The sequence below is a fragment of the Paenibacillus sp. TAB_01 genome (genome assembly GCF_043945595.1).
In the GTDB taxonomy this organism is placed as follows: Bacteria; Bacillota; Bacilli; order Paenibacillales; family NBRC-103111; genus Paenibacillus_S.
The window spans coordinates 976,822-988,797 of the sequence record NZ_JBIFNP010000001.1; the positions used below are offsets into that span (position 1 = coordinate 976,822).

The following is an 11,976-nucleotide window of genomic DNA, read 5'->3' on the forward strand; positions in this document are numbered from 1 at the left end:
ATGGCTGAAACGACTACTGCCGCCGGCAAAAAGGTTAAGTTTATCGTGACCCGTCAGGATTCGCCTGAAAGCAAGCCTTATACGGAAGAGTTCGAAGTACCGTACCGCCCGAACATGAACGTCATCAGCGCGTTGATGGAGGTACAGCGGAACCCGGTCAATGCCAACGGCAAAGAGACGACGCCGGTATGCTGGGAATCCAACTGCCTCGAGGAAGTATGCGGAGCCTGTTCGATGGTAATCAACGGCAAACCGCGCCAGGCTTGCTCGGCGCTTGTCGATAAGCTGGAGCAGCCGGTGCGCATTGCTCCGATGAGCACATTCCCTGTTGTGCGTGACTTGGTCATCAACCGCGAGCGGATGTTTAATGCGCTGAAACGCGTTAAAGCATGGATTCCGATCGACGGAACGTATGATCTGGGGCCGGGACCGCGGATGGCGGAATCCAAGCGTCAATGGGCGTATGAGCTGTCCAAATGTATGACTTGCGGCGTCTGCCTGGAGTCCTGCCCGAACGTGAACGACAAAACGACGTTTATCGGACCGGCAGCGGTATCCCAAGTCCGCTTGTTCAATGCTCACCCGACAGGGGAGATGAACGCGGAAGAGCGTCTGGAAGCATTGATGGAGGACGGCGGCATCGAGGGCTGCGGCAACTCGCAGAACTGCGTGCGTTCCTGCCCTAAAGGTATTCCGTTGACGACATCGATCGCTGCGATGAATAAAGATACAACCAAGCACTTGTTCAAAAAATGGCTGGGCATGTAAGCCGGCCTGCACACCTCCTGAGAAGGCATGCTTCTCGGGAGGTTTTTTTAACGTGGGGCGGTCCGGTAAAATTGCAGTTGACGCTGGGCGCGTTTCCTTTTAAAATAGAGTTAAACGTTTCAATTGAAACGTTTCAATGTAAGGCGAATAAGTAATGGAAAGAAAGCGGGTCGGCTATGAGCAAAAATCGTTCCGTCACCATTGTAGATATAGCAGAAGCGGCCGGGGTGTCCATAGCCACGGTGTCGAACGTGTTGAACCGGCGCAAGGTTCCCATGGCTGAGGAAACCATCCGCAAGGTGGAGAAGGCGGCTGAGGAGCTCGGCTACCGGCGCAATGAGATGGCTGCCAGCTTGAGCCGCAGGAAGTCGTACGAGCTTGGGCTGATCGTCCCGTCGTTTACAGGCTATTACGGGCGGTTCGCCGAGGAGATGGAGCGTATGGCGCACCGGTACGGGTATCATATGTCCGTATTTTCGGCAGGCGGGTACAACCCGGATATGGAGAAGCGGCACTTGGACGTGCTTCTCCAGCGCAGAGTGGAGGGGCTGTTCTGTCACGGTCTGGCGATGTCCCCGGATTCCACTCGGCAAATTGTGGGCGAAGGCACGCCGCTCGTGCTGTTTAACGCGTGGCATTGGCCGGAGGATCTCGCGGTCGGCGCCGTGAACCTGGATGTGGGAACGGCCTGTGTCGACGGCCTTAAGCATCTGGCGGAGCAAGGCTGCCGCACGATGGTCTATTTGGGCAGAAGCCAGTCGCTGGCGACAGATCTGGAGCGCTTGCGCGGTTTTCGTCTGGGGCTGACCGAGCTGTCCGGGCAAGTGCAAGGGTCTGCTTCGCTGGATGTGGACGCCGTAAGCTATGCCGAATGTGTGAGGATCGCACAGGAAACGGCTGGAGGACACGGTCCGATCGGCGTCATGTGTTTCGATGATATGGTTGCATTGAAATTCATGTCCGCCGTCTTGGAGCAGGGATATCGGGTGCCGGAGGAATACAAGATTGTGGGCATCAACAATGACACGATCTCATCGGCCTGCTACCCTCAACTATCTACCTTCGATATCCCTTACGGCATGCAGGCGCAGATCGCTATCGGTCTGATGCTGCGCGAGCTGGGGGAAGAATCGAAGCTGGACGATGAACAGGAGGCTGCCGAGCTTCCGGGAGTCCATGTGCATGAAGTCCGGATCCCTTTAACGCTGGTACCGCGTTTGTCGACTCAAAAGGAATAGTCTGAAATGAAAGACAGGGAAGGCCGGTACCGGAGCGGGCGCAGCTTTTCTCGGGGGAATGTTGAGGCGCTAGCAGCGCTACTGGTGCCAGAAGCGTTAGAAACAATCCGCAAGCGCAAGCTCCGCCCGCACACCCGGCTGTTGTTCATCGGGCATTTTAAATCACTGTGAAAATGGGAGAGAAGAACACATGTGGAAACAAGCGATTGAAGATGCGGTAAACAAAACGAGAGCCAATATTGAGAAATTCGGAAGCCAATTTCCCCACGTAAGCAACAATGGGCATTATCTGCTGAACGATAACGACGAATGGACCGATGGATTCTGGTCGGGCATCCTCTGGCTCTGCTACGAATATTCCGGCGATGAAGTATTCAAGGATGCGGCGAGAGGTACGGTTGAGAGCTTTCGTAAGCGCTTAAACGAAAAGGTGAAGCTGGATCACCACGATATCGGCTTCCTGTATTCCTTGTCCTCCAAGGCGCAGTGGATTATCGAGCGCGACGAGAAAGCGAAGGAGCTGACGATTCAGGCGGCAGACGTGCTGATGGCCCGCTGGAGACCGAAAGGCCAATATATTCAAGCATGGGGCCGCGAAGGCGATCCGGACAACGGGGGCCGCATTATTATCGACTGCATGCTGAATCTGCCGCTGCTGTACTGGGCTTATGAACAGACCGGCGAAGCCAAATATAAAGAGGTTGCCGTTCTGCACGCGGATAAATCCAGACGCTTCCTTGTGCGCGGCGACGATTCCTCTTACCATACCTTCTACTTCGATCAGGAAACCGGCGAGGCGCTCCGCGGAGGCACGCATCAAGGCTATCAGGACGGCTCGACCTGGACACGCGGTCAGGCTTGGGGCATTTACGGATTTGCCCTGTCCTACCATTACACCCGGAATCCGTTGTACCTGGAAACCTCCAAGCGTCTCGCCCGCTATTTCATCGAGCGGCTTCCGGAAGATAATGTAGTGTACTGGGATTTCGATGCACCGGTTCACGCCGATACGAAACGCGACAGCTCCGGCTCCGCTATTGCGGCGGCAGGCTTAATCGAGCTGCTGTCTCATCTGGATGCCGGCGATCCCGACCGGGCGTTCCTGGAGGACGGGCTGCAGCGCTCAATGAAGGGCCTTGTTGAAGGCTACGCCACGATCGGGCAGCCGGAAGCCGAAGGCTTCCTGGAGCACGGCTCCTACAGCGTGCGCGGAGGCAATGCGCCGGATGATTACATGATTTGGGGCGATTATTACTACCTGGAGGCGCTGGTCCGTTTGGAGAAAGGGATCAAAGGCTATTGGTATGAAAGATAAAAGATGGGAATAAAAGATAGGCCGTAAAAACGTATCGCGGCAATGAACCGTACCAGATACAAACCGGATACAAGATACACCAAAACACCCCTCTCGCCATGAGCGCGGGCCGTACTGCGGCTCCGTTCGTGGGGGAGGGGTGCTTTTTCTATTCCAGACGGGCTTTTTCCTCTTCGCGGTGTTTCAAAAATTCTTTGCCGTATTCGCCGTGCGGATGAATGTTGGCATGCTCCATCTGGATGGTTGAATGCTCAATACCGTATTTGCCCTTCAGCATTTCGTTAATAGCAAGGATGATGCAGAACGGTTGAATCTGTTCGTTGATGAACACATGAGCCGTCAAGGAATAATGATCCGAGGATATGGCCCACAGGTGCATTTCGTGGACGTCCTCGACGCCTTCGACCTGCCCGATATCGCTGCGGATTTCGTCGAGATTGAACCGCTCCGGAACGGATTCCATCAGGATCATATACGATTCCTTGATGATTCTGGCTCCGCCTGTAAAAATGATCCCGCCGACGACGATACTGATCAGCGGATCAAACCAGAGAAGACCGGTAAAGTAGATCAGGACAGCCGAGATGATGACGCCGACCGAGCTGAGCAAATCACCGATAAAATGCCACAGGGCGCTCTGAACGTTCAAATTTTCTTCCTCTTTCATGCTGCGGCTGAGTACGACGGTCAGCACGACATTAACGATCAGCCCTATCGAGGCAATCACGAGCATCAGCTTGAAATCGATAGCTTCGGGGTGAATGAAGCGGCGGATGCCTTCAATAAAAATCCCCAGGGCGATAATGGCTAAAGCGAGTCCGTTCAGAAAGGAAGCAATAATTTCGAAACGCAGAAAGCCGAAAGTGAAGCGGGCGTTGGGAGGGCGCGTGGCGAGATAAATCGCGACCATACTGAGCCCAAGCGCGAGAACGTCGGAGATCATATGTGCGGAATCGGATAGCAGCGCCAACGAATTGGACATCAGCCCGCCGATGATTTCGACTAGAGTGAAGAATAGGGTTAACAACAAGGTAATCCACAGCGTTCGCTTCGATTTGGATTGTTCCTTTACATGGTGTAGATGATGAAAGTCGTATTCCTGTTCAAATGCGCTCATGATAAATTCACCTGCCTTAAACATAAAGTTACTATGTACGGATTATACGTCAAGGTCTGAATTTTGGCAAATACTTTAATTGATAGCGTTTATCAGCGATTTGAGACTGTTTTTCACTGTTTTGATAAGTTTTATCAATGATTTGAGAGCTTTTCTCAATGAATTGCTTATTTCCTGTTTATATACTATTCGTTTAGGCGGGAAGTGCGACAGGTCGCTTAAAAATAGGAGCGCAGACGCTCCGCAGGACCGAAACCGGAGAGGACAAGCTCCCGCCTTCACTATTATATACCCTCCGGCAGCCGGCTTGCTATGCGAGAACAACCGGTTCATATAAAACAGGCACAGGGAACGCTTTCAAATTTGTTACACAATTGAAATATTGCTGTTATGAAATTAACATGTTAAGGGCGTATTATAATAACCAAGACCCCCTTTTTAATATATAAACACTTTAGACCTGCAGCCCGTTGCTGCGGGTCTCTTTTTTTGCATCAAAGGGCCTGAGATTTCATGTCCCCGTCCATTTGAAGGCTAAGCGGCTTAAACCGGACCGGGACAGGCTTCTTGCCGCATATGTGCTTAGGCTAAGAACTCGCCAGCATTGGAAGTAAGGCACGCCAGGAAGGACGGCGTGTTATTTCCTTAACTATCGGGTTTACGGTACAATAAGCGGTGAGGTGAAATCGACTTGAAGCGTTGGAACCGATATTGGATCGTACCGTGTCTTCTTCTGACCTTGACCGCTTGCGGCGGAGCAGCCAGGACGGTCATGAGAAGCACCGGCTGGCGAACGGCGATATACAGGAAAGGACGGCCTCGATCCATGTGCTCCCTTCTTTCCTGGATCAGAAAGACCCGCAGCTTCGGCAAATTTATCAGCTGGCGGCGAGCCATGCCGATCTGCTTCAATGGATGCCCTGCTACTGCGGCTGCGGCGAGAGTGCGGGGCATACAAGCAATCAGAACTGCTTTATTAAAGAAGTGGCTCCAGACGGATCCGTCGTATGGGACGATCACGGCACGCGATGCAATGTCTGCCTGGAGACTGCGGTATATTCGGTTAAATTAAAGCAGGAGGGCAAAACGGCTCAAGAAATACGTGCTCTGATCGACAGTAAATATGAGAAGGGCTACGCAGCCCCGACCCCAACCCCGCTGCCTGCCTAGCAGGAAAAAACCTTTGCCGCCAGCCGCTCTGCAAGGCAGAAGCTTATTGGACAGCAAAGGCGAATAGGTTACCTTGGAGACTGAACGAAGCTCTTCCCGTTTCCTCGGACACGACAATAACCAATGCGTCGCTGCGCTCGCTTAATCCGAGCGCGGCGCGGTGCCGGGTGCCGAGCTTTTTATCCGTGGCCGCGGTTTCCGATAACGGCAGCACGTTGGATGCGGAGACGATCTGGTTGCGCCGGATGAGGACGGCGCCGTCATGCAGCGGGCCCCTGGGATAAATACGGATTCCAGCAGGGCGTGCGTCAAATTCGCGCCGATGAGGACTCCCGGCGTCATCAGCCGGTCCAGCGTATCCTCCCGCTGGACGACGATCAAGGCGCCGTAGCGCCGCTCGGATAAATTCCGCACCGTGCGGGAAATTTCCGAATATTTGTCGGTGTACGAGGACAGATAGCACTTGAGATAGAATGAAGCGGCAAGCGCTTCGGATCTGCTGATCTCCTCGCGGATTTGTTCGAATTCGTTGAGCAGGCATTGATTTTCTTGTTCCAGCTCCTGCAGCGTATGCTGCAAGCGGAGCACAATGCCCTGCATCCGGCTTTTCAGTTCTTCCTTCAGCGGGTTAAAATCGCAAGTGGTATCCACGGCTTCACTTCCTTTTGGAGCGGAAGGCTCGAATTACTTGAAGATTTTGATCCGATCCTCAAGCGGCTGGAACTGCTTCTCCTCGGCAGGCGCCGTCGGTTTGCCGAAGGGGAGCTGGGCAATCAGCTTCCAGCTGTCGGGAAGGAGCAGATTCCTGCTTGACCTGATCGTCAATGAGCGGGTTGTAATGCTGCAGCGAGGCGCCGAAGCCTTCCATCTCCAGCGCGGTCCAGATCACATACTGATGCATGCCGCTCGTATGCTGCGACCAGATCGGGAAGTTGTCTTTATAGGAAGCGAACTGCGTCTGCAAATGCTCGACGACGGACTGATCCTCGAAAAACAAAACGGTGCCGTATCCGCCGCGGAAGCCGGCCATTTTCTGCGCAGTCGACTCGAATTTGGCCTCATCCTTGGCGATGCGGCGCAGCGTTTCCTTGGTCAGATCCCACAGCTTATGGTGCTGTTCCTTCAGCAGCAGGACGATGCGGGTGCTTTGGGAGTTGAACGCCGACGGCGTATGCTTGACGGCTTCATAGATGATTTCCTGGATCCGGTCGTCCGAGAGGACAGGCTCATCGCTGATGGAATAAATAGATCTCCGGTGACGCAATGCCGAGTAAAAATCGGTCGTCATGTACATAACCTTCCTTTAATGGATTGATTGTGTGTCCGAGTATAGCGTAACCAATTGATAAGAACATTATGAAAGAAGGGGGAGGGATGGGTTTGTCCCGACTTTGTATTATCCCATGCGGGTCCCGAAAAATATGGGATACGAACCCCTCCGCTGCAGGCAGCTTCCCGGCCGAGCAGGCATACACCGGTGCGCTGCACCGCAAATGCCAGGCCTATGCGGCCCGGTTTTTCGAGCATTGGGCCATTTTATCGGCGAAGCACGGGTTTTTGCTGCCCGGCGAGCTCGTCCCAGGCAATTACGACGTCGCTTTCGGAAGCGGCCATCCGGACATCCTGTCTGCGGCTCAGCTGGCCAGCCAGGCGCGCAGCAAGGGGCTGGACCGGTTCGAGGACATTGTCGTCCTGGGCGGCAAGAAATTTACGGTCATTCTCCCGCAGGTGTTTGACGAAGCAAGGAGCATCGTCTATCCGTTAGTCGGCAGCAAAGGGATCGGACATATGCTGCAGAGGCTGGATCAAGTATTGGCATCGGGCAAAGAATTCGCACCGGATGCCGCAGATGGATTTTCCGGTTGAATAACATAAATCAGTTGACAGTTGAAGGAGTTACACAGATGAAACCGATTATTTTGGATGTAGATACAGGAATCGACGATGCGCTGGCCATTTCTTATGCAGTGCGGTCGCAGGAGCTGGAGGTGCTTGGCATTACGACATGCTTCGGAAATGTCACGGTAGAGGAAGCGACCCGCAATACGCTGGTCGTGTTGGAGCACCTGGAGAGCGAAGTGCCGGTAATCGCCGGAGCGGGCAAGCCTTTTATGCGCACCCCGACAAAAGGCAGTACCCCGCATATTCACGGCGAGGACGGAATCGGCAATACGCTGAAAGGACTGCCGAAGCGCGGTGCGGAGGAGGGGAACGCCGTGGATTTCATCATAGATCAGGTGAAGCGGCGCCCTCGCGAAGTGACGCTCATTACCGTGGGCACGCTGACGAATCTCGCTCTGGCGATCCGGCAGGCGCCTGAAATAGTAGAGCTTGTCGAACGCGTAGTCGTCATGGGCGGGGCTGTTACGGTTCCGGGCAATGTGACGCCTTATGCCGAGGCGAATGTATATGCGGACCCGGATGCGGCGGATTATGTGTTCCGCTCGGGCATTCCCGTCACACTGATAGGTCTCGACGTAACGATGAAGACGCTGCTCTCGATTGACGAGATGGACCGCTGGCGCACTAAAGATTCGACGCTTGGCCCGTTTCTTGCGGACATGACCGAATTTTATATGGGCGCTTACGAGCGGTTTTATCCCGGTATCGGCGGGTGCGCGCTTCATGATCCGTTGGCTGTTGGAGCGGTCATCCGTCCTGATTTCGTCAGGGGCGATCGCATGCGGCTGCAGGTGAACCTGGACGGGGAGGCGCTTGGCCGGACGACAGGCATGCCGGATGCCGCCGGTTCCGTCACGGTCTGTACGGAAGTGGATGCGTCCTTATTTCTGGAGCATTTTTTAAGCAGGGTTTGTTAATTCATAGAGTCGTTGTCGATTCATAGAGCGGCAGAAAGGCTTCTTTATCCGGCTTACCGGAAAGGAGCCTTTCTTTTCTTGATTTCCCGGAAAGAATCCGCTGGGGATACGGTCAGTAACCGGGGGCAGCAGACTAGGCGGCAGAGCTGAAATACTTGCCATCCCGCTCGGCTTGACTTTTCAAAATAACGACACTACAATTTGTAGTGAAAGGTGTGTAGAGGGTGAAAATACAACATTTCAAAACGAACGAGAGCGGGCTGAACCGGTTCTTCGGTACGCTGGAAGCGAAGATTATGGACATCCTGTGGGCAGGTCCAGGAGATGGCGATCAAGGACGTTCAGCACCAGCTGGAGCGGGAGAAGCCGGTGAATTTCAATACCGTTATGACGGTCATGAACCGCTTGGTGGAGAAGGGCATTCTTGAGAAAAGACAGGAAGGAAGATCTTTTCTGTATCAGCCTGTCTTGACCCGGGAACAGTTTCTCGACAATCAGTCGAAAGAGCTGACGCATGAGCTGATCGAGGAATTCGGCCCTCTGGTCGTCAACCATATGCTGGATGCGTTAGAGGAAGCGGACCCGTCGCTCATGGAGAAATTGGAACAAAAAATCAAGCAGCTCAAAAAGGAATCCTGAATATGTGGGAAAATCGGTCCAGATTGATTTTTATGTCGTCCATGCTTCTATCCGGCGCCTTGTTCGTTCAGATGGGGCTGTACCTGCTTCATATGGTGTCGGGCTGGGATGTAAAATACAACGTGCTGGAGCTCTGCCACTCCGTCATAGGACGCCTCGGCTTTCAATGGATGGGGTACGCGCTCAATGTGCTTGTATTGCATGCTTTCCTCTATTCCGTCTGGTACTGCGTCCGTCAGCTGGTCCTCTCGGAGCGGTTTTACCGTCGGCTGCTGAAAAACCGGGACGACGCGATGGCTGATGAGCTGAACGGAGCCTATGCGCACGGTAAGGCTTACATTACCGTCGTGCAAAGCTCTGCGCCGATGGCTTTTGCTATGGGGCTGGTCAGGCCCAGAATCGTGATTTCGACCGGACTGATCGACATGCTGGACGAGCAGGAGCTGCAGGCGGTTATTTATCACGAGCGCTTTCACCAAATGCACGGCGATCCTTTGAAAACCTTCCTGCTGTCGCTCGCAGCCTCGGTAATGTGGTATTTGCCGATTCTTAAATCGTCCCAGCACAATTACAAGATTATAAGAGAAGTGCTTGCGGACAAATACGCGATCGGGAAGCAGGGAGCTTCGGTTTATCTGGGAGGCGCTTTGCTGAAGCTGCTGCAAAGCAAAACGGCGGCTGCGGTGCCAATGGCGCATGTATCGTTTGCGGATACGTCGGTCAACTACCGCATCCGGCATATTCTTGAGCCGGGCTCCGATATTCCGCTGAAGTGGCCGTTCACGCCTGCGGTTGTTTCGGTTCAGACGCTGCTTCTGATTTGCGCGATGTTTATGGTCGTGCTGCACTAATTTTTTTTACCTGACTGCACTACAGTTCGTAGTTTTGCCATGGGCTTTATTTAGGCATTCGGCCCCTCACTTTTCAAATCATCCTTCAAGGAGGCTTAAACGATGTTTAATCATAAGATGGAAGCAGGCACACTGCTGATCCGGCTTGCGCTGGGAGTTACTTTTCTGGTGCACGGTTATATGAAATTTCATGGCGGCATCGCCAATACGGCGGGCTTTTTCGAGAAAATGGGGATTCCCGGCATCCTGGCCTACGTTGTGGGCGGCATTGAATTGATCGGCGGCCTCTGCGTCATTCTAGGAATTGGCACGCGTGTCGTTTCCTGCGCCTTTGCGGGAATTATGATAGGTGTTATTACGACAGCCAAAGCATCGGCCGGCTTCGCCGGAGGCTTTGAATTCGAGGTGGCGCTGCTCGTGATGTCGCTTCATCTGCTGCTTGCGGGGAGCCGGACGCTTTCCCTCGACGCTGTTTTTGCGCGGGGCAAAGAAACGAAGCTGGACAACAGAGTTTAAGCGATGCTTCTATCAGCTGCAGGATAGAAACACGCTGCTAGAATGTGGTATAATTAGCTACTGCTATATTTTAAGCATATGAGAGTAAAGGAATGAGATTTCATTGTCTAATCCATCCAAAAAGAAACCAAGCTACAAGGAGCAGCGCAAGCTGCAGAGGCAAAAAGAACAAGCCGGCATGAGGCGGCTGATGTGGATTACGGCTGCGGTCGTCGTTCTGCTCGTTGCCGCACTCGTTATTTTTCAGCCGAAATCGGATCCGGCCGCAATTCCTTATGAGACGATGCCGTCTTTGGGCGAGGCGAACGCTCCGGTCAAAATTGTCGAGCTCGGCGATTACAAATGCCCGTCCTGCCAATATTTCAGTCAGCAGATTGAACCGAAGCTGAAGGCGGATTATATCGACAAGGGGATTGTTTCCCTGCACTTCATGAATTTCACGATCATCGGTCCCGATTCCAATACGGCGGCGCTGGCGGCGCAGTCGATCTTCCATCAGAACAACGAGGCTTACTGGAAGTTTTATGACGCCATTTACAAGAATCAGCCTGACGAGAAGCTGCCTTGGGCGACGCCGCAATATTTGGTCGATTTAGCCCGCAAGGAAGCTCTGCCTATCGATTTCGATAAGCTTCAGCAGGATATTACTTCCAAAACGTATCAAAAAGAAATCGATCAGCATAATGCCTTTGCTAATAAGAACCGTGTAAGCAGCACGCCGACGCTGTTCATCAACGGGCAGAAATTCGAAGATGCCAACGATTATGCCAAGCTGAAGGCGGCGATCGACAAAGCGCAAAAGGGTGAGTAATGCCAGATGATAAAGCAATACGGAATGTATATGGCTTGGGTTGTCTCGCTCGTTGCGGTCGGGGGAAGCCTCTATTTTAGCGAGGTGCTGAGATTCGAGCCCTGCAAGCTGTGCTGGTTTCAACGGATTTTTATGTATCCCCAGGTCATTCTGCTCGGTATGGCTTGCTATAAAAATGACCGCAGGCTGATCGGCTATGTGCTGCCGCTCAGCATCATCGGCGGATGCATCTCTTTGTATCATTACGCGGAGCAAAAAGTTCCCGGTTTGGCCAAGCTGCTGCCATGCACGATCGGCGTACCCTGCGACCAGGATTACATCGACTGGCTTGGATTCATTACCATTCCGCTGCTGGCGTTAACCGCCTTTGTTCTGATTACGGTTTTCCTGTGGGCTGCGCGCCGCAGTGAGGATTCGGAGCAGGACGAGCGCGGTACGGACCGCGAACCATCCGTTTCCAACCGATAATTATGAGGAAAGCTGTCCGGAAGTCATTTGACTTCCAGGACAGCTTTTTTTTGACCGGTTCAACCGTGAAGCTGACGAAAGCGAACAAGCGCTTTTTAGCGTGCCGATTTCATGAAGGGCTTCCGTTGTCCGTCTAATATGCCGCCGGAGATGATCTTAGCGCTTGGCTCTCGCTTGGGAGATTTGCGCTCTGTTTCTGTGGCCGGCAATACCTGGATTGCCTATGAATTCATCTCTTTCTGTACAAGTGACAACGTGTTTATA

The 11,976-nt window shown here is 53.2% G+C and carries 11 protein-coding genes and 3 pseudogenes; 11 read left to right on the forward strand and 3 right to left on the reverse strand.

Features of this window, described 5'->3' with window-relative positions:
- The 3 genes from sdhB (at position 1) to ACHHV8_RS04805 (ending at position 3,321) form a co-directional block, all read left to right on the forward strand.
- The gene (gene sdhB / locus ACHHV8_RS04795) at positions 1 to 768 is read left to right on the forward strand and encodes a succinate dehydrogenase iron-sulfur subunit (RefSeq protein ID WP_395157235.1); all 768 of its coding nucleotides are present in this window, start codon (positions 1 to 3) and stop codon (positions 766 to 768) included.
- A 176-nt stretch (positions 769 to 944) separates the two neighbouring features.
- Positions 945 to 2,006, forward strand: coding sequence for a LacI family DNA-binding transcriptional regulator (locus ACHHV8_RS04800; RefSeq protein WP_395157237.1), 1,062 nt, complete (start codon positions 945 to 947; stop codon positions 2,004 to 2,006).
- Between the two features lie 190 nt (positions 2,007 to 2,196).
- Positions 2,197 to 3,321, forward strand: coding sequence for a glycoside hydrolase family 88 protein (locus ACHHV8_RS04805; RefSeq protein WP_395157239.1), 1,125 nt, complete (start codon positions 2,197 to 2,199; stop codon positions 3,319 to 3,321).
- Positions 3,322 to 3,469: 148 nt separating this feature from the next.
- Here the strand turns inward: ACHHV8_RS04805 and ACHHV8_RS04810 are convergent, their stop codons facing one another.
- A complete protein-coding gene (locus ACHHV8_RS04810) occupies positions 3,470 to 4,438 on the reverse strand; it encodes a cation diffusion facilitator family transporter (protein WP_395157241.1) in 969 nt (322 codons plus the stop codon).
- Positions 4,439 to 5,161: 723 nt separating this feature from the next.
- Between ACHHV8_RS04810 and ACHHV8_RS04815 the strand changes: the two genes are divergently transcribed.
- On the forward strand, positions 5,162 to 5,608 hold the full coding sequence (locus ACHHV8_RS04815) for a PCYCGC motif-containing (lipo)protein (RefSeq protein ID WP_395157243.1): 447 nt from the start codon (positions 5,162 to 5,164) through the stop codon (positions 5,606 to 5,608).
- 43 nt (positions 5,609 to 5,651) lie between these two features.
- Here ACHHV8_RS04815 and cdaS read toward each other — a convergent pair.
- Positions 5,652 to 6,208: pseudogene (cdaS, locus tag ACHHV8_RS04820) on the reverse strand (sporulation-specific diadenylate cyclase CdaS).
- An 84-nt stretch (positions 6,209 to 6,292) separates the two neighbouring features.
- A pseudogene (locus ACHHV8_RS04825) lies at positions 6,293 to 6,896 on the reverse strand (nitroreductase family protein).
- A gap of 92 nt (positions 6,897 to 6,988) precedes the next feature.
- Here ACHHV8_RS04825 and ACHHV8_RS04830 point away from each other — a divergent pair.
- From ACHHV8_RS04830 to ACHHV8_RS04860, 7 genes and pseudogenes are all read left to right on the forward strand, one after another.
- On the forward strand, positions 6,989 to 7,474 hold the full coding sequence (locus ACHHV8_RS04830) for a DUF6884 domain-containing protein (RefSeq protein WP_395157245.1): 486 nt from the start codon (positions 6,989 to 6,991) through the stop codon (positions 7,472 to 7,474).
- 38 nt (positions 7,475 to 7,512) lie between these two features.
- Positions 7,513 to 8,427: a nucleoside hydrolase gene (locus ACHHV8_RS04835; RefSeq protein WP_395157247.1), complete on the forward strand. Its 915-nt coding sequence runs from the start codon at positions 7,513 to 7,515 to the stop codon at positions 8,425 to 8,427.
- A gap of 224 nt (positions 8,428 to 8,651) precedes the next feature.
- Positions 8,652 to 9,066, forward strand: a pseudogene (locus ACHHV8_RS04840) (BlaI/MecI/CopY family transcriptional regulator).
- A 2-nt stretch (positions 9,067 to 9,068) separates the two neighbouring features.
- A complete protein-coding gene (locus ACHHV8_RS04845) occupies positions 9,069 to 9,917 on the forward strand; it encodes a M56 family metallopeptidase (protein WP_395157249.1) in 849 nt (282 codons plus the stop codon).
- 102 nt (positions 9,918 to 10,019) lie between these two features.
- The gene (locus tag ACHHV8_RS04850; protein WP_395157251.1) at positions 10,020 to 10,433 is read left to right on the forward strand and encodes a DoxX family protein; all 414 of its coding nucleotides are present in this window, start codon (positions 10,020 to 10,022) and stop codon (positions 10,431 to 10,433) included.
- A gap of 103 nt (positions 10,434 to 10,536) precedes the next feature.
- On the forward strand, positions 10,537 to 11,244 hold the full coding sequence (locus tag ACHHV8_RS04855) for a DsbA family protein (protein WP_395157253.1): 708 nt from the start codon (positions 10,537 to 10,539) through the stop codon (positions 11,242 to 11,244).
- Positions 11,245 to 11,250: 6 nt separating this feature from the next.
- The gene (locus ACHHV8_RS04860; RefSeq protein ID WP_395157255.1) at positions 11,251 to 11,712 is read left to right on the forward strand and encodes a disulfide oxidoreductase; all 462 of its coding nucleotides are present in this window, start codon (positions 11,251 to 11,253) and stop codon (positions 11,710 to 11,712) included.
- Positions 11,713 to 11,976 lie beyond the last annotated feature (264 nt).